Annotated in this window: 20 protein-coding genes; 4 read left to right on the plus strand and 16 right to left on the minus strand. The window is 58.2% G+C overall.

What is annotated here, in order from left to right:
* Positions 1–27: 27 nt before the first annotated feature.
* From rnhB to rpsB, 15 genes are all read right to left on the minus strand, one after another.
* Entirely contained in the window at positions 28–654 is a 627-nt protein-coding gene (gene rnhB, locus CD175_RS23745; protein WP_008019543.1) for a ribonuclease HII, read from the minus strand.
* An 11-nt stretch (positions 655–665) separates the two neighbouring features.
* Complete coding sequence (gene lpxB, locus CD175_RS23750) at positions 666–1,796, minus strand: lipid-A-disaccharide synthase (RefSeq protein WP_104450673.1); 1,131 nt, start codon at positions 1,794–1,796, stop codon at positions 666–668.
* A 2-nt stretch (positions 1,797–1,798) separates the two neighbouring features.
* Entirely contained in the window at positions 1,799–2,575 is a 777-nt protein-coding gene (gene lpxA / locus CD175_RS23755; RefSeq protein WP_104450674.1) for an acyl-ACP--UDP-N-acetylglucosamine O-acyltransferase, read from the minus strand.
* Positions 2,572–3,012: a 3-hydroxyacyl-ACP dehydratase FabZ gene (gene fabZ, locus CD175_RS23760; RefSeq protein WP_007978374.1), complete on the minus strand. Its 441-nt coding sequence runs from the start codon at positions 3,010–3,012 to the stop codon at positions 2,572–2,574. The genes lpxA and fabZ overlap by 4 nt, the downstream gene beginning before the upstream one ends.
* 272 nt (positions 3,013–3,284) lie before the next feature.
* Positions 3,285–4,340, minus strand: a complete 1,056-nt coding sequence (gene lpxD / locus CD175_RS23765; RefSeq protein WP_104450675.1) for a UDP-3-O-(3-hydroxymyristoyl)glucosamine N-acyltransferase — start codon at positions 4,338–4,340, stop codon at positions 3,285–3,287.
* A 3-nt stretch (positions 4,341–4,343) separates the two neighbouring features.
* Complete coding sequence (locus tag CD175_RS23770; RefSeq protein WP_007978376.1) at positions 4,344–4,847, minus strand: OmpH/Skp family outer membrane protein; 504 nt, start codon at positions 4,845–4,847, stop codon at positions 4,344–4,346.
* 45 nt (positions 4,848–4,892) lie between these two features.
* Positions 4,893–7,283: an outer membrane protein assembly factor BamA gene (gene bamA, locus CD175_RS23775; RefSeq protein WP_104450676.1), complete on the minus strand. Its 2,391-nt coding sequence runs from the start codon at positions 7,281–7,283 to the stop codon at positions 4,893–4,895.
* A 72-nt stretch (positions 7,284–7,355) separates the two neighbouring features.
* The gene (gene rseP / locus CD175_RS23780; RefSeq protein ID WP_104450677.1) at positions 7,356–8,708 is read right to left on the minus strand and encodes a sigma E protease regulator RseP; all 1,353 of its coding nucleotides are present in this window, start codon (positions 8,706–8,708) and stop codon (positions 7,356–7,358) included.
* 53 nt (positions 8,709–8,761) lie between these two features.
* Positions 8,762–9,952 (minus strand): 1-deoxy-D-xylulose-5-phosphate reductoisomerase, encoded by a 1,191-nt coding sequence (gene ispC, locus CD175_RS23785; RefSeq protein WP_104450678.1) that lies wholly within the window; start codon positions 9,950–9,952, stop codon positions 8,762–8,764.
* Entirely contained in the window at positions 9,949–10,755 is an 807-nt protein-coding gene (locus tag CD175_RS23790; RefSeq protein WP_104450679.1) for a phosphatidate cytidylyltransferase, read from the minus strand. Before CD175_RS23790 ends, ispC begins: the two co-directional genes overlap by 4 nt.
* Positions 10,755–11,510, minus strand: a complete 756-nt coding sequence (gene uppS, locus CD175_RS23795; protein WP_104450680.1) for a polyprenyl diphosphate synthase — start codon at positions 11,508–11,510, stop codon at positions 10,755–10,757. The genes CD175_RS23790 and uppS overlap by 1 nt, the downstream gene beginning before the upstream one ends.
* Before the next feature lie 13 nt (positions 11,511–11,523).
* The gene (gene frr, locus CD175_RS23800) at positions 11,524–12,081 is read right to left on the minus strand and encodes a ribosome recycling factor (RefSeq protein WP_007978385.1); all 558 of its coding nucleotides are present in this window, start codon (positions 12,079–12,081) and stop codon (positions 11,524–11,526) included.
* Positions 12,078–12,821 carry a UMP kinase gene (pyrH, locus tag CD175_RS23805; protein WP_003222124.1) on the minus strand — a complete coding sequence of 248 codons (744 nt, stop codon included), beginning with the start codon at positions 12,819–12,821 and terminating at the stop codon, positions 12,078–12,080. The genes frr and pyrH overlap by 4 nt, the downstream gene beginning before the upstream one ends.
* Before the next feature lie 209 nt (positions 12,822–13,030).
* Positions 13,031–13,894 (minus strand): translation elongation factor Ts, encoded by an 864-nt coding sequence (gene tsf, locus CD175_RS23810; protein WP_095965037.1) that lies wholly within the window; start codon positions 13,892–13,894, stop codon positions 13,031–13,033.
* A gap of 189 nt (positions 13,895–14,083) precedes the next feature.
* Positions 14,084–14,821 carry a 30S ribosomal protein S2 gene (gene rpsB / locus CD175_RS23815; RefSeq protein ID WP_007978390.1) on the minus strand — a complete coding sequence of 246 codons (738 nt, stop codon included), beginning with the start codon at positions 14,819–14,821 and terminating at the stop codon, positions 14,084–14,086.
* Between the two features lie 371 nt (positions 14,822–15,192).
* On the opposite strand from rpsB, the gene map reads away from it, so the two are divergent.
* The 4 genes from map to CD175_RS23835 all read left to right on the plus strand — a co-directional run bounded on the left by map (position 15,193) and on the right by CD175_RS23835 (position 21,071).
* A complete protein-coding gene (gene map, locus CD175_RS23820; RefSeq protein WP_104450681.1) occupies positions 15,193–15,975 on the plus strand; it encodes a type I methionyl aminopeptidase in 783 nt (260 codons plus the stop codon).
* A gap of 41 nt (positions 15,976–16,016) precedes the next feature.
* Positions 16,017–18,719, plus strand: coding sequence for a [protein-PII] uridylyltransferase (locus tag CD175_RS23825; RefSeq protein WP_104450682.1), 2,703 nt, complete (start codon positions 16,017–16,019; stop codon positions 18,717–18,719).
* A 158-nt stretch (positions 18,720–18,877) separates the two neighbouring features.
* Positions 18,878–20,077, plus strand: a complete 1,200-nt coding sequence (gene dapC / locus CD175_RS23830) for a succinyldiaminopimelate transaminase (protein ID WP_104450683.1) — start codon at positions 18,878–18,880, stop codon at positions 20,075–20,077.
* 259 nt (positions 20,078–20,336) lie between these two features.
* Positions 20,337–21,071, plus strand: coding sequence for a M12 family metallopeptidase (locus CD175_RS23835; protein WP_104450684.1), 735 nt, complete (start codon positions 20,337–20,339; stop codon positions 21,069–21,071).
* Between the two features lie 168 nt (positions 21,072–21,239).
* Here the strand turns inward: CD175_RS23835 and CD175_RS23840 are convergent, their stop codons facing one another.
* On the minus strand, positions 21,240–22,871 hold the full coding sequence (locus CD175_RS23840; protein WP_104450817.1) for a Na+/H+ antiporter: 1,632 nt from the start codon (positions 22,869–22,871) through the stop codon (positions 21,240–21,242).
* Positions 22,872–22,998: the final 127 nt, after the last annotated feature.

Genomic DNA, 22,998 nt, shown 5'->3' on the forward strand with positions numbered 1-22,998 from the left:
CCTTGGTAAAAAAAATCAGCCTTGCGACTAACTCTCGATCAAACCTTCGCGAGCTTCATACGCCAGCCGCACTGGAGCAAACGAACGTCGGTGAATCGGCGTAGGGCCAAGACGCGCGAGTGCTTCCAGATGAACGGGGGTCGGGTAGCCCTTGTGGCCACCGATGCCGTAGCCGGGGTAGATCAACTCGAACGCGGCCATTTCCCGGTCGCGACTGACCTTGGCCAGAATAGAGGCAGCAGCGATGGCAGGAACCTTGCTATCGCCCTTCACCACAGCCTCGGAACGCATAGGCAGTTTCGGGCAGCGGTTGCCGTCAATCATCGCCAGCTTCGGCTGGATATGCAGCCCGGCGACAGCACGCTGCATGGCCAGCATGGTGGCGTGGAGGATATTCAGTTCGTCGATTTCTTCGACTTCGGCGCGAGCGATGCACCAGCTCAGGGCTTTTTCGCAGATTTCGTCGTAGAGCTTTTCGCGACGGGCTTCGGTGAGTTTCTTCGAGTCGTTCAGGCCGAGGATAGGGCGGTTCGGATCAAGAATCACCGCCGCTGTCACTACCGCGCCACAGAGCGGGCCACGACCGACTTCATCGACGCCGGCAACCAACTCTTCGACTTCAGCGACCAAGGTAAAGTCCAGCCCCATCTGCATGTTCGTTTTACTCATTCTACTTGGCCGATCAGCTTCAGCACTGCGTCCGCAGCCTGGTTGGAGGCATCCAGACGCAGGGTCCGGTGAATTTCATCAAAACCACGGGTCTGCTCTTCCCCACCCTCGATCAAGGGCGACAAGGTCTGGGCCAGCGCTTCGACTGTGGCATCGTCCTGCAACAACTCGGGCACCAACAAACGCTGAGCCAACAAGTTCGGCAACGAAATGTAGGGGCTTTTCACCATGCGCTTGAGAATCCAGAACGTCAGTGGCGCCAGGCGATAGGCGACCACCATCGGCCGCTTGTACAGCAATGCTTCAAGCGTCGCGGTACCGGAGGCAATCAACACCGCATTGCACGCTGCCAAGGCCAGATGCGACTGTCCATCGAGCAGGGTCAGTGGCAGATCGCGACCAGCCAACAGTTCTTCAAGCTGTGCGCGACGTTGCGCACTGGCACAAGGCATGACAAACCGCACACCCGGGCGCAACACCTGCAGGCGCTGCGCGGTATCGAGAAACAACGCACCTAGCCGGCCAACTTCACCGCCACGGCTGCCTGGCATCAACGCCACCAGCGGCCCGTCAGGCAAACCGAGCTCGGCCCGCGCAGCCGCGCGATCGGCTTCGAGTGGAATAGCATCGGCCAGGGTATGGCCGACGAACCGCACCGGCACGCCTTTCTCTTCATAAAACTTGGCTTCGAACGGGAACAGCGTGAGCATCAGGTCGCAGCCTTCGCGAATCTTCAGCACGCGTTTCTGCCGCCAGGCCCACACCGACGGACTGACGTAATGCACGGTCTTGATACCGGCCTGACGCAGTTTGAGTTCGATATTGAGGTTGAAGTCCGGGGCATCGATACCGATGAACACATCGGGTTTCGCGGCGATGAGGTCGGCGACCAGCTTCTTGCGCCGCGCCAGCAACTCGCGCAGGCGACCCAGCACTTCCACCAGGCCCATGACGGACAGACGTTCCATCGGGAAATACGAGGTCAGGCCTTCAGCCTGCATCAACGGACCACCGACACCGATGAACTCGACGGCCGGGTGACGAGCCTTGAGCGCGCGCATGAGGCCCGCACCCAGAATGTCACCGGAAGCCTCACCCGCTACCAGCGCAATACGCAGATTGGCCATGGTTAGCGGGTGATGCCGCGGGTCGATGACTGGATGGAGTCACGGAACACCGCCACTTCCGGATACTGGGCGGACGGTTCTGACAGCTCGACAAGCGCCTGCTCCACGGTCAGGCCCTGGCGGTATACCACCTTGTAGGCACGACGCAGCGCGTGGATCGCATCTTCGCTGAACCCCCGACGGCGCATGCCCTCGAAGTTCATGCTGCGGGCTTCGGCGGGGTTGCCGAACACCGTGACATACGCGGGAACATCTTTGCCGATCGCCGTACCCATGCCGGAGAAGCTGTGGGCGCCGATGTGGCAATACTGGTGAACCAGGGTAAAACCGGAGAGGATCGCCCAGTCTTCCACATGCACATGGCCCGCCAGCGCGGTGTTGTTCACCAGGATGCAGTGGTTGCCAATCACGCTGTCGTGGCCGATGTGGGCATAGGCCATGATCAGGTTATGATCGCCCAGGGTCGTTTCCGAACGATCCTGGATGGTGCCGCGGTGGATCGTCACGCCTTCACGGATGACGTTGTGATCACCAATCACCAGGCGGGTTTCCTCGCCCTTGTACTTCAGGTCAGGTGTGTCCTCACCCACCGAGGAAAACTGGTAGATGCGATTGTGCTTGCCGATTCGGGTCGGGCCCTTGAGGATCACGTGCGGCCCGATGACTGTCCCCTCGCCGATTTCCACACCTGCGCCGATGATCGACCACGGGCCGACCTCGACGCCGTCAGCCAGAATGGCTGTCGGATCGATGATTGCACGAGGGTCAATCAAACTCATAGTTTGCGTTCCGCACAGATGATTTCAGCGGAGCAGACCGGCTTGCCATCGACCGAAGCCTGGCACTCGAATTTCCAGATCTGACGCTTGCAGCTGATGAACTTGGCTTCAAGGATCAACTGATCGCCTGGCAGAACCGGCTGGCGGAAGCGCAGCTTGTCGGAACCGACGAAGTAATAGAGGGTGCCGTCGGCCGGTTTCACGTCGAGCATCTTGAAACCAAGGATCCCGGCAGCCTGAGCCATGGCTTCGATGATCAATACGCCCGGCATGATTGGATGCGCGGGGAAGTGGCCATTGAAGAACGGTTCGTTGATGCTGACATTCTTGTAGGCGCGAATGCGCTTGCCTTCAACATCCAGCTCCACTACCCGATCCACCAGCAGGAACGGGTAACGGTGAGGCAGGTATTCGCGAATCTCGTTGATGTCCATCATTTCGGGGGGAAGCCTATGTAAAGATTGGGAGCGCGCGACTGACGCACGTTCCGCTAGCAAATCAAGGAGCCAGTCTACAGACTGCATGGAAACTACTGCGGGCTACGCGCACAATACTGCGTTAAAAACAGGCTCGGAATGCTCATTTACAGCCAGTAAAGTCGCGTGCGACTCCAACCGTTCCTCGCCTGTTTTTGCCTTGTCTTGTCTTCGCTCGCTACGTTTCCATGCAGTCTGTTTTGCGGCTGTGCACACTTGATATGGAAATGGTATCAGCCATCTGATGAAGCATTACCGTCAGGGGTCACTTCCCCTACTTGCTTTTCCAGCTGTCGCAGACGTCGCGCGATGTCATCGAGCTGACGGATGCGAGCCGCGCTTTTGCGCCATTCGGCTGCTGGCTGCATGGCCGTACCGGAAGAATAGGAACCCTTTTCGGTAATCGAGTGGGTCACCATGGTCATCCCGGTGATGAAAACGTTATCGCAAATTTCGATATGCCCCACCAGCCCTACACCGCCAGCGAGCATGCAATGCTTGCCGATTTTGGTGCTGCCGGAGATCCCGACACAGGCCGCCATGGCGGTGTGATCACCGACCTGAACGTTGTGGGCGATCTGGATCTGGTTGTCGAGCTTCACACCATTGCCGAGAATGGTATCGGCCAATGCACCGCGATCAATAGCGGTATTCACGCCAATCTCGACATCGTCACCGACCAGCACACCACCGATCTGGGCAATTTTCTGCCAGACACCTTTCTCATTGGCAAAACCGAAGCCTTCGCCGCCGAGCACGGCACCCGACTGAATGACCACACGCTTACCGATGCGCACGTCGTGGTACAGCGTGACCCGCGGGGCCAGCCAGCCGCCTTCGCCGATTTCGCAACGGGCACCGATGAAGCAATGCGCACCGATGGTCACGCCGGCAGCAATACGTGCCGCGCTTTCGATCACCGCAAAGGCACCAATACTCGCAGCCGGGTCAACCACCGCGTCCTCCGCTACAACGGCTGTCGGGTGAATACCGGCAGCCGCTTTCGGCTTTGGATCGAACAGGTGGGAAACACGCGCGTAGGCCAGATACGGATCAGGCACCACCAGCGCATTACCGGCAAAACCTTCGGCATCAGCAGCCTTCAGCAACAGTGCTGCGGCCCGGCTGTCTGCCAGGTATTTACGGTATTGAGGGTTTGCGAGAAAGCTCAACTGAGCTGGGCCAGCCTCCTGCAAGGTGGCTAGCCCAGTAATTTCTCTCTCCGGGTCGCCACGTAGCGTGGCGCCGAGGAACTCGGCCAGCTGGCCGAGCTTAATGGTCACGGTCATGGATTACTTCAGCTGATTCATGCGCTCGATAACCTGGCGAGTGATGTCGTACTGAGGCTTGACATCAATCACTGCACCACGCTCGAAGACCAGGTCAAAAGCACCTTTCTTGATGACTTCTTCCACAGCGCTGTCCAGTTTCGGCTTGAGCTGCTTCAGCATTTCACGGTCGGCAACGGCTTTGGCTTCGTTCAGCTCCTTGGACTGGAACTGGAAGTCACGGGCCTTTTGCTTGAATTCAAGCTCCAGACGCTCGCGCTCGCCCTGCTGCATTTTGTCGCCACCGGCCATCAGGCGGTCCTGAATACCCTTGGCGCTGGTTTCCAGCGCCTTGAGCTTGGTCAGCTGAGGACCGAACTTCTTCTCGGCATCCACGGCGTATTTCTTGGCCGCGTCGGACTCCAGCAGAGCCATCTGATAGTTCAGAACTGCAATTTTCATGTCGGCAAATGCCGGACCAGCGACCAGGACGCTGGCCAGGAGAACCAATTGAGTCAACTTACGCACGATGCACTCCTACAAAATTCATTGTCGTTATCTTGGGTCAGACGCTTAGAACGTCTGGCCGAGGGAAAATTGGAACACTTGGGTTTCAGCGTTATCCGGTTCTTTCACCGGCATTGCCAGCGCGAAACTCAGTGGACCCAGCGCAGTTACCCACGTAACACCTACACCCACGGAACTGGCCAAGTTGCTGAGGCTGATATCGTTACACTGCGTATTGGACTTCGACGCAGGATTTGTATTGGTCGTCTGCTGGCATTTGGAGTCGAACACATTACCCACGTCCCAGAATACCGACGTACGTAGGGATCGTTGATCCTTGACGAACGGCAGCGGGAACAGAATCTCGGCACCACCTTGAATCAGGACGTTACCGCCGAACGGCAGTGGATCCTGATCCGGGTCAGCAAGAGTGCCCGGGTTGCCAGTACTGCCTACGCCACGGCTCGGAGTACTGCGTGGACCCAATGTACTGTCCTTGAAGCCACGAACCGAGTTGAAACCACCAGCATAGTAGTTTTCATAGAATGGCAAGCCGTCAGTCGAACCATAACCATCGCCATAACCCAATTCGGTGTGCAGGCGCATGGTGTAGTTTTCAGACAGTGGCTGGAACAACTGGCCACGATAATCGAGTTTGAAGAACGACAGGTCGCTACCCGGTACAGTGACCTCCGCCGTCAAGCTTTGAGAATGACCACGGGTCGCCAATACGCCTTTGTTCAGGGTGGATTCGGACCAGCCGGCCGAAGCCTTGAAGTTCAGGTACTGATCGCCTTCACGGTTAACGAAGTCGAAAATCTCGTCGACGGTGTATTGACCGGTCTTGATCTTGTCCTCTTGCGCAGTCAGGCCGAAGGTCAAACGCGAAGTTTCGCTGATCGGGTAGCCAACGCTCACACCTGCACCCAGGCTGTCCACGGCATAGCTTGCTACATCGACGTCGAGATCTTTGTAGTCGGTGGTGCGGTAGAAGGCGTTGTAACCCAGGCTCACGCCGTCGGCGGTCCAGTAGGGGTCGACGAAACCGAAGTTGTAGCGGGTCTGGTATTCGCTTTTGGTCAAGCCGACGCTGACCTTGTTACCAGTACCCAGGAAGTTGTTCTGGGTGATCGAGCCACCAAGGATCAGACCGGCACTCTGGGCGAAACCGACGCTGGCGGTAATCGAACCGGAGGCTTGTTCTTCAACGCTGTAGTTGACGTCCACCTGGTCATCGACACCCGGTACGGCCGGGGTTTCGACGTTGACTTCCTTGAAGAAGCCCAGACGCTCCAGACGGGTCTTGGATTGATCGATCAGGTAGGTCGAAGCCCAGCCGCCTTCCATCTGACGCATTTCACGACGCAGCACTTCGTCTTCGGACTTGGTGTTGCCGCGGAAGTTGATGCGGTTCACGTAGGCACGCTTGCCCGGATCGACCGCGAACAGGATGTCCACGGTGTGATCTTCATCGTGCGGTTGAGGCACGCCGTTGACGTTGGCGAAGGTGTAGCCTTCGTTACCCAGGCGACGGGTGATCAGCTCGGAGGTGGTGGTCATCAGTTTGCGCGAGAACACCTGGCCTTTTTGCACTAGCAACAGGGACTTGATCTGGTCTTCAGGGACTTTCAGGTCGCCACTGAGCTTGACGTCACGAACGGTGTATTTCTCGCCTTCGTTGACGTTGACGGTGATGTAGACGTGTTTCTTGTCCGGCGTAATGGAAACCTGGGTCGAAGCGATATCCATGTTGATATAGCCACGGTCCAGGTAGTAGGAACGCAGACGCTCCAGGTCACCGGACAGCTTTTCACGGGCGTACTTGTCATCGTTCTTGAAGAACGACAACCAGTTGGTGGTCTTGAGTTCGAAAAGGTCGATCAGGTCTTCATCGGGGAAGACCGTGTTGCCCACCACGTTGATGTGCTGGATGGCCGCAACGGTACCTTCGTTGATGTTGACCTTCAGACCAACGCGGTTACGCGGCTGCGGAACCACTTCGGTGTCGACGGTAGCCGAGTAGCGACCCTGGGCGACGTACTGGCGCTGCAGTTCGTTACGCACACCTTCAAGGGTGGCACGCTGGAAGATCTCGCCTTCGGCCAGACCGGATTGTTTGAGGCCTTTCATCAGGTCTTCGGTAGAGATCGCCTTGTTGCCTTCGATCTCGATACTGGCGACCGACGGACGCTCGACTACCGTGATGACCAGGACGTTGCCATCGCGGCCCAGCTGGATATCTTGAAAGAAACCGGTTTTGAACAACGCACGAGTGGATTCCACCAGGCGACGATCATCCGCCTGTTCACCGACGTTCAACGGCAAAGCACCAAAGACGCTACCCGCGGAGACCCGCTGGAGGCCATTGACGCGAATATCAGAGATAGTGAAGGACTCGGCGTGAACTTCGGCGATCATCAATACGGTGAGAACCGCAGTTAGCAGCAGACGTTTCATGAAGTCCTTTCTTATTCCAACTGGCAATAAACAAACTGCCGCAAAATGCGGCAGATTCGCAATTCAGCGACGTTACAGACGACCCAGATCATTAACCAGAGCGAGCAACATCACTCCGATCACCAAACTGATGCCGATCTGTATCCCCCAACCTTGCACCCGATCCGACAAGGGGCGACCACGCGCCCACTCGATCAGATAAAACAACAAATGCCCCCCATCCAGCACAGGAATGGGCAGCAAATTCAGAACCCCCAGGCTAATACTCAGATAAGCAAGGAAATTCAGGAAATCAGCAACACCCGACTGGGCCGAAGCGCCCGCCACTTTAGCAATGGTTATCGGTCCACTCAAGTTTTTTACCGAGAGCTCGCCGAACAACATTTTCTTCAGTGAATCGAGGGTCAGCACGCTCATGGTCCATGTGCGCCGAGCCCCCTCGCCAATCGCTGCCAATGGTCCATAACTGACCTCGCGGATCATCTCCGGCGGCCAATCGACAGCCTTCACCCCTGCCCCCAGGTAGCCGCTGGGTGACTTGCTCTCGCCGCGAGCGGCAAGTGTCACCGGGACGTCGATTTGAGCACCGTCTCGCTCAACCCGCAGCATGATTTTGGTATCAGGATGCATACGGACGGTATCGACGACCTGCTGCCAATCATCCAGCGTACGACCATCGAGCGCCAGCAACCGGTCACCGGTCTTCAGGCCGGCAGCCTGGGCCGGCCCCTTTGGATCGAGTTCGGCCAGAACAGGCGGCAATGCCGGACGCCACGGACGAATCCCCAACGAATGAATGGGGTCGGGCTCGTCAGCCCCTTTGAGCCATTTATCCAGCGCAAGTTCACGAGGCGAATCGGTCGTCGAGCCTTGCTCGCGAACCATTATCTGCAACGAACCGCTTTCACCCAGGCGACGAACCAGTTGCAGGTTCACCGCCGCCCAGCCGGAAGTCGCCTCGCCATCAATAGCCACGATTTCCTCGCCCGGGTTCAAACCCGCCCTGGCCGCAATACTGCCGGACTCGACAGCCCCGATGACCGGACGCACCTGCTCGCTGCCGAGCATTGCCAGCGCCCAGAAGAACACAAATGCCAGCAGGAAGTTGGCAATCGGCCCCGCCGCCACGATGGCAATGCGCTGACGAACGGATTTGCGATTGAAGGATTGACCAAGCTGGTCGGGCGGCACTTCGCCTTCGCGCTCGTCGAGCATTTTCACGTAGCCGCCCAACGGGATGGCGGCAACGACAAATTCGGTGCCCTGTTTGTCGTGCCAGCGCAGCAAAGGCATGCCGAAGCCTACGGAGAAGCGCAGCACCTTGACCCCACAGCGACGCGCGACCCAGAAATGGCCGAACTCGTGGAAGGTAACCAGCACACCCAGAGCGACCAGGGTGCCGACAATCATATAGAGCGCGCTCATCTACTTTCTCCGCAATCCTATCCGCTGCTGCCTGGGCCAACTATCTGCAGCATTTACCGCCCGTGACGGCTCAACCATTGTCCGGCCAGCAATCGCGCTTTCGCATCTGCCGTGAACACTGCCTCGAGATCATCCACTGCCACGACAGGCTCCAGACTCAGTACTTCCTCGATGATACTCGCGATTTCCGGGTAACGAACCCGCTCGTCGAGAAATGCCGCCACCGCCACTTCATTTGCCGCATTGAGCATGGCCGGCGCGCTATTACCCGCCTCGGCCGCCTGGCGAGCCAGACGCAAACAAGGGAAACGCTCTTCATCGGGCGCCTGGAAGTCCAGCCGTGCAATGGCAAACAGATCCAGCGGCGCCACGCCCGAGTCAATCCGCTCCGGCCAGGCCAGGGCATTGGCGATGGGCGTGCGCATGTCCGGATTACCCAACTGCGCCAGGACTGAACCATCGACGTAGTCGACCAGCGAATGAATCACGCTTTGCGGATGAATCACCACCTCGACCTGCGATGGCCTGGCATCGAACAGCCAGCAGGCCTCGATCAGCTCAAGCCCTTTGTTCATCATGCTGGCCGAGTCAACGGAGATTTTTCGCCCCATGGACCAGTTCGGATGCGCACACGCCTGGTCAGGTGAAACATGCGCCAATTCAGCCATTGGCGTCTGTCGGAACGGACCACCGGATGCCGTCAGCAAAATCCGGCGTACGCCAACTGCCTCGAGGCCACGGGCATAATCGTGCGGCATGCACTGGAAAATGGCGTTGTGCTCGCTATCGATCGGCAGCAATACCGAACCGCTCTTGCGCACCGCCTGCATGAACAGCGCGCCGGACATCACCAGCGCTTCTTTATTGGCCAGGAGGATCTTCTTGCCCGCCTCGACCGCCGCCAGCGTCGGGCGCAATCCCGCCGCACCGACGATCGCCGCCATGACCGCATCGACTTCCGGATCGGAAGCGACCTGACACAAACCTTCCTCACCCACCAGAACACGGGTTGGAAGACCCGCCGCGCGCAAATCATCCTGCAAGGTGCGGGCAGCTGCGACCTCAGGCACTACGGCAAATCGCGGGACATGACGTACACAGAGCGCCAGCAATTCACTCAAGCGAGTGAAGCCACTCAAGGCAAAGACCTGGTAACGATCAGGATGACGAGCGATGACGTCGAGCGTACTCAGGCCAATCGAACCGGTTGCCCCCAGAACGGTAATCTGTTGCGGGCGGCTCATGGGGCCGCCATCCACAACAGCACGGCGAACACCGGAATGGCCGCCGTCAGACTGTCGATACGATCCAGCACGCCACCGTGACCCGGAAGCAGATTGCTGCTGTCCTTGATCCCGGACTGACGCTTGAACATGCTTTCAGTGAGGTCGCCCACCACCGAAATGAACACGATCAGCGCAGCACAGATCAGCCCCTTGAACAGCTGCGCCACCGTCCAGTCGCGCACCAGAGCTACGAGAGTGGTAATGACCAGGCTCAGCGCCAGACCACCGTATACGCCCTCCCAGCTTTTGCCCGGACTGACCTGCGGTGCGAGTTTACGCTTGCCGAAAGCACGACCGGAGAAGTAGGCGCCGATATCGGCCCCCCAGACCAGCACCATCACAGCCATGATCAGCCAGTTACCCAGCGGGTACTGCTTGATCTGCACCAGACCCTGCCAGGCCGGCAGGAGAATCAACAGGCCGATCACCAGCCTGGTCGCCGCATTGGACCAATGCTCGCTCGAACGCGGATAGGTCAGCACCAGGTACGTCGCCACCGCCCACCACAGCACCGAAGCGCCCAATACCCAAGGCGCCAGCCCGGGCAGGATGTACATGACGAACAGCATCAAGGCGACCACAGCGGCATAGCCGACGCGGAACGCTTGACCGGCGAAACCCGCCAGACGCGCCCACTCCCATGCACCAAGGGTAACTACCAGCCCGATAAACAGTGCAAAACCGGAACCTTCAAGCAGGAAAAACCCGCACAGGGCAATCGGCAGCAGGATCAGTGCGGTGATGATTCGTTGTTTAAGCATTAAACCCGGGCTCCAGCCTCGACCTGCTCGCTCGTTTTACCGAAGCGGCGCTGGCGGGAAGCGTAATCGGCCAGCGCATTGCGCATGGCATCGTGTTTGAAGTCCGGCCAGAACAGGTCGGAAAAATACAGCTCGGCATAGGCCAGCTGCCAGAGCAGGAAGTTGCTGATGCGATGCTCGCCACCGGTACGGATACACAAGTCAGGCAACGGCAGATCACCTGTGGCCAGGCAGGTCTGCAGCAGATCAGGCGTGATATCTTCCGGACGCAAGTGTCCGGCCTGAACCTCTCGTGCCAGTCGTTGCGCCGCTTGCGCGATATCCCACTGACCGCCGTAATTGGCGGCGATCTGCAGGACAAAACGATTGGCGCCAGCCGTCATGGCCTCGGCTTCGCGCATGGCAGCCTGCAGCTCGGGATGAAAACGCGAGCGGTCACCAATGATGCGCAGGCTGATGTTGTTGTCGTTGAGGCGCTTGGCCTCACGACGCAGTGCCTTGAAGAACAGATCCATCAAGGCGCTGACCTCATCGACCGGACGCTGCCAGTTCTCGCTGGAAAAGGCGAACAGGGTCAGCACCTCGACCTTGGCCTCGGCACAGACTTCAATGACCGCTCGTACCGCATCCACGCCCGCTTTATGCCCGGCGACACCCGGCATAAAGCGCTTTTTCGCCCAGCGATTATTACCATCCATGATGATCGCGACATGGCGCGGCACCGCGGACGGTGCAGTCTGCTTGGTCTTTTCCATGAAAACGCGACCCTTATACGGCCATCAGGTCTTTTTCTTTCTCCGCCAACTTAGCGTCGATTTCAGCTACGAACTTCTTGGTCAGATCGTCGATCTCGCCAGTGGCGCGACGCTCTTCGTCTTCGCTGATTTCCTTTTCCTTGACCAGATCCTTCAGCGAGCTGTTTGCATCGCGACGGATGTTGCGCACGGCAACACGGGCATCTTCAGCCACATCACGAGCCTGCTTGGTGAAACCGCGACGGGTTTCTTCGGTCAGGGCCGGCATGCTGATCAGCAGCAGCTCACCAAGGTTGGTCGGGTTCAGGTTCAGGCCTGCACTGCCGATCGCCTTGTCGACGGCGCCCAGCATGTTGCGCTCGAAAGCAACGACTTGCAGGGTACGGGCATCTTTGACGGTGATGTTGGCCACTTGCTTGATCGGGGTGTCGGAACCGTAGTACGGCACCATTACGCCTTCCAGGATGCTCGGGTGCGCTTGACCGGTACGAATGCGGCCGAAGTTGTGCGCCAGCGATTCCACGGACTTCTGCATGCGCTCTTTAGCGTCTTTCTTGATTTCGTTGATCATTGTTGGCCTTCCTCGATCAGGGTTCCTTCAGCGCCGCCGTGCACGATGTTCAGCAGGGCGCCGGGCTTGTTCATGTTAAATACGCGTAGCGGCATCTTGTGGTCGCGGCACAGGCAAATGGCCGTCAGATCCATCACACCCAGCTTGCGATCCAGCACTTCATCGTAAGTCAGATGATCGAACTTCTCGGCATGCGGGTCTTTGAACGGGTCAGCGGTGTAGACGCCGTCGACCTTGGTTGCCTTGAGCACGACATCGGCATCGATTTCGATTGCACGCAGGCAGGCCGCCGAATCCGTCGTAAAGAACGGGTTGCCGGTACCGGCCGCGAAAATCACCACGTCCTTGGAGTTCAAGTGGCGCATGGCTTTGCGGCGATCATAGTGATCGGTCACGCCAACCATGGAAATAGCGGACATCACGATGGCCGAGATGTTGGCGCGCTCAAGGGCGTCGCGCATGGCCAGGGCGTTCATCACAGTGGCCAGCATGCCCATGTGGTCGCCGGTGACCCGATCCATGCCAGCCTTGCTCAGCGCTTCACCGCGGAACAGGTTGCCACCACCGATAACCAGACCGACCTGCACACCGATGCCGACCAGTTGGCCAACTTCCAATGCCATGCGATCCAGAACTTTCGGATCGATCCCGAACTCTTCCGAGCCCATCAGGGCCTCGCCGCTGAGCTTGAGTAGAATGCGTTTATAGCGAGCCTGATAACCACTGCCCTGCTGAGCCATTGCGAATCTCTCCTGCGGCGTATTTTAAAAATTCTTTGCGAGCTGTTTACAGCTGGCGTTCACTCTAGCTTGGCGCTGCTTCAGCGCCATCGGAACATGGCTTTGTAAGCCAGTTCCAAATGGAAACCAATAAAAATTGGTGCCCCATCTGAAAAGAGGCTGCGCGCGTGAGCGGGCAGCCTCTTCTGGGCGACAGTTAAAAAACCGTCTTATTGCTTGGCGGCAGCCAGCTGGGCAGCAACTTCTTCTGCGAAGTTGTCCACTGGCTTCTCGATGCCTTCGCCGACTTTGAAGTAGGTGAAGGAAACGATTTCAGCGCCGGCTTTCTTGGCCAGAGCACCAACGGTGACTTCCGGGTTCATCACGAAAGCTTGCTCGACCAGGCTGGCTTCAGCCAGGAACTTGGTGATACGACCAGCGATCATCTTCTCGACGATTTCAGCTGGCTTGCCTTTCATCTTGTCTTCGTTCAGGGTCAGGAAAACGCCCTTCTCGCGCTCGATGGCTTCTGGCGAAACCTGCGATGGCAGCAGGAACTCAGGGTTGCTTGCCGCCACGTGCATGGCGATCTCTTTGGCCAGCTGAACATCGCCGCCTTTGAGAACAACAGCAACACCGATCTTGTTACCGTGCAGGTAGGTGCCGACAACGTCGCCCTCTACGCGCACCAGGCGACGGATGTTGACGTTTTCGCCAACTTTGGCAACCAGTGCTTCACGAGCCGATTCCTGAGCGGCGATCAGCGGAGCTGCGTCGGTCAGTTTTTCGTCGAAGGCTTTCTCTACGCTGGCAGCAACGAAGTTCTTGAAGTCGTCTTGCAGGGCCAGGAAGTCGGTCTGCGAGTTGACTTCCAGCAGCACGGCTGCCTTGTCGTCAGCCTTGATGGCGATAGCGCCTTCAGCGGCAACGTTGCCGGCTTTCTTGGCGGCCTTGATGGCACCCGAAGCACGCATGTCATCAATGGCTTTTTCGATGTCGCCGCCAGCCTTGGTCAAGGCCTTTTTGCAGTCCATCATGCCTTCGCCAGTACGCTCGCGCAGTTCTTTGACCAACGCTGCAGTAATCTCTGCCATTTCAAAATCCTCTTGGATAGGTTTTCAACCATTCCACCCGATCGAACGGGCGATCAATTCTTCCCGAACCACCCTTGTTAGCTGCCGCACGTTACAGATAGAGCGGTGGGCGCCGACAAATGGTTTTCGAGGTGGCAAAAAGGGGGCCAAGCCCCCTTTTTGCTTACTGAGTCAACGCCAAGGCGTCAATTACTCAGCTGCTGCTACCGGAGCTTCTTCAACGAACACTTCGGTGCCGCCGGCAACGTTGTTGCGGCCACGGATCACAGCGTCAGCCATCGAACCCATGTACAGCTGGATAGCGCGGATTGCGTCATCGTTGCCTGGGATGATGTAGTCAACGCCTTCCGGGCTGCTGTTGGTATCGACTACGCCGATAACCGGGATGCCCAGCTTGTTGGCTTCGGTGATCGCGATGCGCTCGTGATCAACGTCGATAACGAACAGAGCGTCTGGCAGACCGCCCATGTCCTTGATACCACCCAGGGAACGATCCAGCTTTTCCAGGTCACGAGTGCGCATCAGCGCTTCTTTCTTGGTCAGCTTGGCGAAAGTACCGTCTTCGGCTTGAACTTCAAGGTCACGCAGACGCTTGATGGAAGCACGGATGGTTTTGAAGTTGGTCAGCATGCCGCCCAACCAGCGGTGATCGACGTACGGCGAACCGCAACGTGCTGCTTCTTCAGCAACGATCTTGCCAGCGGAACGCTTGGTGCCGACGAACAGAATCTTGTTTTTGCCCTGGGCCAGACGCTCTACGAAAGTCAGAGCTTCGTTGAACATTGGCAGGGTTTTTTCAAGGTTGATGATGTGGATCTTGTTACGCGCGCCGAAAATGTACTTGCCCATTTTCGGGTTCCAGTAACGGGTCTGGTGACCGAAGTGCACACCGGCCTTCAGCATATCGCGCATGTTGACTTGGGACATGATAGTTCCTTAATAAGTCGGGTTTGGCCTCCACGTATCCCAATGACCAACCAGCAGCATCAGCTGAAGGCACCCAGGTCATCGTGTCGACACGTGTGTGGATTTAGGCTTTTCGGGACATCCCCGGAAAGCGGCGCATTTTATATCACAAGGCAGGGCAAAACGGAACCCGGATTCTGAAATCCTGGCGAGCGCTTTGCGCCATCCCTTGGAATCCTCCAAGAATGCACCATTCTATAGAGAGAAGCGATGCACACAGGCGCAGATTTGCGCTGATCGTCTGGTAGAATCGTATTTTTCAGGGCTGCGAAGACCCATCGCGCAATGCCCTTTCCGTTCAGAAAGCGCCGCCTGGCGCAGAGAGAGCCTGTATGACCGTCACCCTCAAAACGCCCGAGGATATCGCCAAAATGCGTATCGCCGGCAAACTGGCCGCCGATGTGCTGGAAATGATTGCCGAACATGTCAAGCCGGGCGTTACCACCGATCAATTGAACCAGATCTGCCACGACTTCATCGTCAATGAGCAGAAAGCCATCCCTGCCCCGCTCAACTACAAGGGTTATCCAAAGTCGATCTGCACGTCGATCAACCATGTTGTCTGCCACGGCATCCCGAACGACAAGCCGCTGAAAGACGGCGATACCCTGAACATCGACGTCACCGTCATCAAGGACGGCTACCACGGCGACACCAGCCGCATGTTCCACGTCGGCAGCGTGCCGGTCTGGGCCGAGCGTCTGTCCCAGGTGACCCAGGAATGCATGTACAAGGCGATTGAGATCGTCAAACCCGGCTGCCGCCTGGGCGACATCGGCGAAATCATCCAGAAGCACGCTGAAAAGAACGGATTCTCGGTGGTTCGCGAATTCTGCGGCCACGGTATCGGCAAGGTGTTTCACGAAGAGCCGCAGATCCTGCACTACGGCCGCGCCGGCACCGGCATGGAACTCAAGGCCGGCATGACCTTCACCATCGAGCCGATGATCAACCAGGGTCGTGCCGACACCAAGGTTCTGGGCGACGGCTGGACCGCGATCACCAAGGACCGCAAGCTCTCGGCACAGTGGGAACACACCCTGCTGGTGACCGAAACCGGTTACGAGATCTTCACCCTGCGCAGCGATGACACCATCCCTCGCGTTTCGGCCTGATCTCGCCAGCGTATCTCGCCTATAGAAAGGAAAGCCAATCGATGCCGCAGGTGGATCCCGAACTCTTCGACCGAGGCCAGTTCCAGGCTGAACTGGCCCTGAAGGCAAGCCCGATCGCGGCCTTCAAGAAGGCGATCCGCCAGGCCCGCGAGGTGCTCGACGCACGTTTTCGAAATGGCCGGGACATTCGCCGGCTGATCGAGGATCGCGCCTGGTTCGTCGACAACATCCTGCAAAAGGCCTGGGAGCAGTTCAGCTGGAGCGAGGACGCCGACATCGCGCTGGTCGCGGTCGGCGGCTACGGCCGCGGTGAATTGCACCCTTATTCCGACATCGATTTGCTGATTCTGCTGGACAGCGCGGACCACGAAGTTTTCCGCGACTCCATCGAGCGCTTTCTGACACTGTTGTGGGACATCGGCCTGGAAGTCGGTCAGAGCGTTCGCTCGGTCGAAGAGTGCGCCGTCGAGGCCCGCGCCGACCTGACGGTCGTCACCAACCTGATGGAAAGCCGCACCATCGCCGGCCCCGAGCATTTGCGCCAGCGCATGCTGGACGTCACCAGCACCGGGCACATGTGGCCGAGCAAGGACTTCTTCCTGGCCAAGCGTGCCGAACAAAAGGCTCGCCACCACAAGTACAACGACACCGAATACAACCTGGAACCCAACGTCAAAGGCTCGCCCGGCGGCCTGCGGGATATCCAGACGATTCTGTGGGTGGCCCGTCGCGAGTACGGCACCCTGAACCTGCGGGCACTGGCCGGCGAAGGCTTCCTGGTCGAGAGTGAAAACGCCCTGCTGGCCTCTTCCCAGGAATTCCTGTGGAAAGTTCGCTATGCCCTGCACATGCTCGCCGGTCGCGCCGAAGACCGCCTGCTGTTCGATCACCAGCGCACCATCGCCGGGCTGCTGGGCTTCAAAGGCGACGACGCCAAGCAAGCCATCGAAAATTTCATGCAGCAGTATTACCGGGTGGTGATGAGCATCGCCCAGCTCAGCGACCTGATCATCCAGCACTTCGAGGAAGTCATCCTCGCACCGGAAGACGAGGCACCACCGCAGCCGATCAACTCGCGCTTCCAGCTGCATGATGGCTATATCGAAGCACGCAACCACAACGTTTTCCGCCGCACGCCGTTCGCCATGCTGGAAATTTTCGTATTGATGGCCCAGCAACCGGAAATCAAGGGCGTACGCGCGGACACCATTCGTATGCTGCGGGAAAACCGTCACCTGATCGACGACGACTTCCGCAACGATATTCGCAACACCAGCCTGTTTATCGAGCTGTTCAAGTGCAAGATCGGCATCCACCGCAACCTGCGACGAATGAACCGCTACGGCATCCTGGGTCGTTATCTGCCCGAATTCGGTTTTATCGTCGGGCAGATGCAGCATGACCTGTTCCACATCTATACGGTCGATGCCCATACCCTGAACCTGATCAAGCACCTGCGTAAGTTGCAGTACACCCAGGTGTCGGAAAAATTCCCGCTGGCCAGCAAGCTCATGGGCAAGCTGCCCAAACCCGAGCTGATCTACATGGCCGGCCTGTACCACGATATCGGCAAAGGCCGGCATGGCGACCACTCGGACATCGGCGCGGTCGACGCCGAGGCGTTTTGCCAGCGGCATCAGCTGCCATTGTGGGACAGCCGCCTGATCGTGTGGCTGGTGCAAAACCATCTGGTGATGTCGACCACCGCCCAGCGCAAGGACCTGTCCGACCCGCAGGTGATCCACGACTTCGCACAGATCGTCGGTGACGAAACCCGCCTTGACTACCTGTATGTGCTAACCGTCGCCGACATCAACGCCACCAACCCCACGCTGTGGAATTCCTGGCGCGCCAGCCTGCTGCGCCAGCTCTACACCGAAACCAAGCGTGCCCTGCGTCGTGGGCTTGAGAACCCGGTGGATCGCGAAGAGCAGATCCGCCAGACCCAGAGCGCCGCCCTGGACATTCTGGTGCGCGGCGGCACCGATCCGGACGATGTCGAGCAACTGTGGGCGCAGTTGGGTGATGACTATTTCCTGCGTCACACCGCCGGCGATGTGGCCTGGCACAGCGACGCGATCCTCCAGCAACCGGCTGATGGCGGACCACTGGTGCTGATCAAGGAGACCACCCAGCGCGAGTTCGAAGGCGGGACCCAGATCTTCATCTACGCCCCCGACCAGCACGACTTCTTCGCCGTGACCGTGGCCGCGATGGACCAGCTCAACCTGAACATCCATGACGCCCGGGTCATTACCTCCAGCAGCCAGTTCACCCTCGACACCTACATCGTGCTCGACACCGACGGCGACTCGATCGGCGACAACCCGGCACGGGTCAAACAGATCCGCGACGGCCTGACCGAGGCCCTGCGCAACCCGGACAACTACCCGACCATCATCCAGCGCCGGGTACCGCGCCAGCTCAAGCATTTCGCCTTTGCACCACAGGTGACGATCCACAACGACGCCCAGCGGCCGGTGACGGTGCTGGAACTCACGGCGCCCGACCGCCCGGGCCTGCTGGCGCGGATCGGCACGATTTTCCTGGAGTTTGATCTGTCGCTGCAAAACGCCAAGATCGCCACCCTCGGCGAGCGTGTGGAAGACGTGTTCTTCATCACCGACGCCCACAATCAGCCGCTGTCCGACCCGCTGCTGTGCAGCCGGTTACAAGATGCAATCGTCGAACAGTTGAGCGTCAACCAGGAACCCGATATCAAACTGTCGCGCATCAGCATCTGACTTAACAACGGCCCGCCTTTTGTAGGAGCGAGCTTGCTCGCGATGAACTCAAATACACCGCGTTATTCTGGGAAGAACGCGTTATCGTTGACGACCATCGCGAGCAAGCTCGCTCCTACAGGGACCAGCGCCGCTCCAACACCGAACGAGATTTATCGATGAACAACGCTCTGTCCCAGCTCCAGCCTTACCCGTTCGAAAAACTCCGCGCCTTGCTCGGCAGCGTCACGCCCAACCCGGACAAGCGCCCTATTGCGCTGTCCATTGGCGAGCCTAAACACCGCTCGCCAAGCTTCGTCGCCGAAGCGCTGGCCAGCAATCTCGATCAGATGGCCGTATACCCGACCACCCTCGGCATCCCGGCCCTGCGCGAAGCCATCGCCGCCTGGTGCGAACGTCGCTTCGATGTCCCCAAGGGCTGGATCGATCCCGCGCGCAACGTGCTGCCGGTCAACGGCACCCGCGAGGCGCTGTTCGCCTTCACCCAAACCGTGGTCAACCGTGGCGATGACGCGCTGGTGGTCAGCCCGAACCCGTTCTACCAGATCTACGAAGGCGCGGCGTTCCTCGCCGGGGCCAAGCCGCATTACCTGCCGTGCCTGGACGAAAACGGTTTCAACCCGGATTTCGACGCCGTTTCGCCGGACATCTGGAAACGCTGCCAGATCCTGTTCCTGTGCTCGCCAGGCAACCCGACCGGCGCATTGATTCCGGTTGAAACCCTGAAAAAGCTGATCGCCCTGGCCGATGAGCACGACTTCGTGATTGCCGCGGACGAGTGCTACAGCGAACTCTACTTCGACGAACAAACGCCGCCGCCAGGCCTGCTTAGCGCCTGCGCAGAACTGGGCCGCAAGGACTTCAAGCGCTGCGTGGTGTTCCACAGCCTGTCCAAGCGTTCGAACCTGCCAGGCCTGCGTTCGGGTTTTGTCGCCGGCGACGCCGACATTCTCAAAGGCTTCCTGCTTTATCGCACCTACCACGGCTGCGCGATGCCGGTTCAAACCCAACTGGCCAGCGTTGCTGCATGGAATGACGAAGTGCATGTGCGCGCCAACCGTGCGTTGTATCGCGAGAAATTTGATGCGGTACTGGAAATCCTCAGCCCGGTGCTGGACGTACAGCGCCCAGATGGCAGTTTCTACCTGTGGCCGAATGTGGCCGGTGACGATGCAGCGTTCTGCCGCGACCTGTTCGAGCAGGAGCACGTGACCGTGGTGCCGGGCTCTTACCTGTCACGGGATGTCGATGGCGTCAATCCAGGCGCCGGGCGCGTGCGCATGGCGCTGGTTGCACCATTATCAGAATGCGTTGAAGCGGCAGAACGTATTCGCGACTTTATCACTCGCCGCAACTGACACTAACAAGGCCTGTACTGTGCAACGCAGTACAGGCCGCACATCGGCAACAAGATCTCATATACAGCAACTTTACAGCATGACTCTCATTTAAATACTCTCCAACTCGAAACCAATTAATTGACCGAATTAAAACCTCGAGAAGAAGAGTAAAAATGCCACACCGAGCCCCTTGCAAAGTTATATAAAAGCCTTTATCCCGCAACAAATCTCATTTTCAAAAAACCACAACCGACAAAAGATATGGACGTCACCCCCTATGAAAATTGGAACTTGCAGCTTTCTCGAAAATATTGACCCTATTGCATCCCATGAGGCCGCGATCAGTGAGCGCAGTGATAATGTCGAACCCAACACCTCCAAACGCGCCAAGAGAAGTGTCGCTGCGCATACCAAATTCTGGAAGCCTGGTCGAACCCTCAAAATAGCCATGTACGACGAAGACCAGAAAACCATCGACAAAGTCAAAAGCATTGCGAGCAAATGGATAGAGCATGCCAATTTGAAATTTGAATTTGTTTCAGGAGCAGTGGGCGATATTCGTATAAAAATCGAGCAAACCCAAGACGGCAATTCTTACTCCTTTCTCGGTACAGATGCGCTCCCCCTCCCCCCTGAAGAACACACTATGGAAATAGGGCTGGCTTTAGAAGATGATGAGTTTGAAGAGACCGTATTACATGAGTTTGGTCACGCACTTGGCCTCGACCATGAACATCAGCACCCGGACGCAGATATTCCTTGGGATCTGGAAAAAGTTTACGCATGGTATAAAGAAAAATCCAACATTGAACGCGATCAAGTTGACAGAGACGTTCTCCCACGACCCCGCAATACAAATTACACCTATGGCGATTACGACCCCTTGTCAATCATGCATTACTATATCGATAGCAGACTTACCACAAACAACTGGAGCCACCCAGGAAACGTCACACTAAGCAGGAAAGACCTGGAGGTAATCCGCAAGTTTTATCCTCACGGGACAACATAAATACTACACTCACTAAGTGAGCTACCTAACACAATAAATACGCCACTTATTGGCAACCCTAATTAAAAACACTTTGAAGACACCCTCAAAAAAACTGTCCATTCCTGAGAGCTATTATTTCAATGTATCTTCCATGTACGCCGCACAACGATGGATACATGCACAATATTACTTGACCGTTCCAAGCTTGGCCTCACTCAGATCAAGCTCCCCCAGCACCTCACGCAACACGTCATCGCCAATCTGGTGCTGACGACTGAGTCTGTACAACTCCAGGCGCTGCGCCCGCAGCGCCTTCACCCGCAAGCGCCGCTCCAGCAAATCCATCTGAAAGGCCAGGGCCTGGGCTTCGGCTGAATCGTTGAACACCTCCAACTGGTGTCGGTACTCGGACATGATCCGTGCCTTGAGTTCGGCCGCCAGCGCGGACTGGGCGGCGTCCTGCGGGTTGACCTCTTCTGTCTCAAGCGCATGAATGGCCGCTTCGGCGGTCTTGCGCCAGGCGTCGCGCACTTCATTACGCCGCTTGTCGTCCGGGCTGGCTTCGATGCCGCGCAACAACAGTGGCAGCGCGATGCAGGCCGCAATCAACGACAGCAGAATCACCCCGGCGGCGATGAATATCAGCAGATCGCGCTCGGGAAACGCACTGTCCCCCATGAGCATCGGCACCGACATCACACCCGCCAGCGTCACGGCCCCACGCACACCGCCGACGGTCAGCAACCAGCAGGAACGCGCGCTTGGCACCCGGGTTATCTCAGTCTTGCCACGCCAGCGCCGCACAAAAATGGACAGCCGCCAGATGCTTTGCACCCAGACGAACCGCAAAACCAGCAGCACCAGGAAAATCGCCACCACGTCCAGCCCGCGATACAACAACGTCGGCCATAGCGAGGTTTCGTGACTGGCCACCGCCTTGATGATGTCCGGCAACTGCAGGCCCAACAGCAGGAAAATCAAGCCGTTGAAGGCGAACTCCAGCAATGACCAGACACTGCGATTGAGCAGGCGCGTGTTGGTCTGGCGGGGCAGCAGATCGAGCCAGCTCTGCATCATCCCCGCCGCCACTGCCGAGAGGATGCCCGACACTTCCATGCGCTCGGCCAGCACGTAGGCCGCAAACGGCAGCAACAACATGAACACCACGTGCGTCGCGGGGTCATCCCAGCCGCGCGCGATCATCCACGCCCGCAGACGACCAACCAGCCAGCTCAAGGCCACCCCGACGGCCAGCCCGCCGACGGCGACCAGCACGAACGTCAGGCTGGCATTGGCCAGTGAGAACACACCGGTGACTGCCGCCACCAAGGCAAACTTGAACGTCACCAGGCCCGAAGCGTCGTTCATCAACGCCTCCCCCTGCAAGATGTGCATCAATGGCGTGGGCAGCCGATTGCGGGAGATGGCCGACACCGCCACCGCATCCGTCGGCGACAGCACCGCCGCCAGGGCAAACGCCACCGGCAACGGCACACTTGGCAGCAGCCAATGAATAAAATAGCCAGCACCCACCACGGTAAACAACACCAGGCCCACCGCCAGGGTCAGGATCGGTCCGCGCAGGTGCCAGAATTCGCGCTTGGGCATGCGCCAACCGTCGGAGAACAATAGCGGTGGCAGGAACAGAAACAGGAACAACTCGGGATCAAGGGCCACATGCAACCCTAGAGTCGGCCAGGCAAGCAATGCCCCGGCGGCGATTTGCACCAGCGGCAACGGCAGCGGGATCACCCGCCCGATCAGGCGCGAAACGCCGACCAGCATCAACAGGATCAGGACGGTGTAGGCGGTTTGCATAAAGCGTGGTTCCCGGACAATCAACAGCATAGAAGTGCCATATTAGCTGCTTAGACTGCCTGGGGGCCCTTGCACCAATGTCGCACGCCGGAATACCGCCCTCCTGTAGGAGCGAGCCTGCTCGCGA

Origin of the sequence: Pseudomonas laurylsulfatiphila, assembly GCF_002934665.1 — a bacterium.
In the GTDB taxonomy this organism is placed as follows: Bacteria; Pseudomonadota; Gammaproteobacteria; order Pseudomonadales; family Pseudomonadaceae; genus Aquipseudomonas; species Aquipseudomonas laurylsulfatiphila.

Excerpts from the sequence above, each read along its gene's own strand:
- rnhB (WP_008019543.1), bottom strand. The coding sequence starts at position 654 with ATGCAGATGGGGCTGGACTTTACCTTGGTCGCTGAAGTCGAAGAGTTG.
- lpxB (WP_104450673.1), bottom strand. The coding sequence starts at position 1,796 with ATGGCCAATCTGCGTATTGCGCTGGTAGCGGGTGAGGCTTCCGGTGAC.
- lpxA (WP_104450674.1), bottom strand. The coding sequence starts at position 2,575 with ATGAGTTTGATTGACCCTCGTGCAATCATCGATCCGACAGCCATTCTG.
- fabZ (WP_007978374.1), bottom strand. The coding sequence starts at position 3,012 with ATGATGGACATCAACGAGATTCGCGAATACCTGCCTCACCGTTACCCG.
- lpxD (WP_104450675.1), bottom strand. The coding sequence starts at position 4,340 with ATGACCGTGACCATTAAGCTCGGCCAGCTGGCCGAGTTCCTCGGCGCC.
- bamA (WP_104450676.1), bottom strand. The coding sequence starts at position 7,283 with ATGAAACGTCTGCTGCTAACTGCGGTTCTCACCGTATTGATGATCGCC.
- rseP (WP_104450677.1), bottom strand. The coding sequence starts at position 8,708 with ATGAGCGCGCTCTATATGATTGTCGGCACCCTGGTCGCTCTGGGTGTG.
- ispC (WP_104450678.1), bottom strand. The coding sequence starts at position 9,952 with ATGAGCCGCCCGCAACAGATTACCGTTCTGGGGGCAACCGGTTCGATT.
- CD175_RS23790 (WP_104450679.1), bottom strand. The coding sequence starts at position 10,755 with ATGCTTAAACAACGAATCATCACCGCACTGATCCTGCTGCCGATTGCC.
- uppS (WP_104450680.1), bottom strand. The coding sequence starts at position 11,510 with ATGGAAAAGACCAAGCAGACTGCACCGTCCGCGGTGCCGCGCCATGTC.
- frr (WP_007978385.1), bottom strand. The coding sequence starts at position 12,081 with ATGATCAACGAAATCAAGAAAGACGCTAAAGAGCGCATGCAGAAGTCC.
- pyrH (WP_003222124.1), bottom strand. The coding sequence starts at position 12,821 with ATGGCTCAGCAGGGCAGTGGTTATCAGGCTCGCTATAAACGCATTCTA.
- tsf (WP_095965037.1), bottom strand. The coding sequence starts at position 13,894 with ATGGCAGAGATTACTGCAGCGTTGGTCAAAGAACTGCGCGAGCGTACT.
- rpsB (WP_007978390.1), bottom strand. The coding sequence starts at position 14,821 with ATGTCCCAAGTCAACATGCGCGATATGCTGAAGGCCGGTGTGCACTTC.
- map (WP_104450681.1), top strand. The coding sequence starts at position 15,193 with ATGACCGTCACCCTCAAAACGCCCGAGGATATCGCCAAAATGCGTATC.
- CD175_RS23825 (WP_104450682.1), top strand. The coding sequence starts at position 16,017 with ATGCCGCAGGTGGATCCCGAACTCTTCGACCGAGGCCAGTTCCAGGCT.
- dapC (WP_104450683.1), top strand. The coding sequence starts at position 18,878 with ATGAACAACGCTCTGTCCCAGCTCCAGCCTTACCCGTTCGAAAAACTC.
- CD175_RS23835 (WP_104450684.1), top strand. The coding sequence starts at position 20,337 with ATGAAAATTGGAACTTGCAGCTTTCTCGAAAATATTGACCCTATTGCA.
- CD175_RS23840 (WP_104450817.1), bottom strand. The coding sequence starts at position 22,871 with ATGCAAACCGCCTACACCGTCCTGATCCTGTTGATGCTGGTCGGCGTT.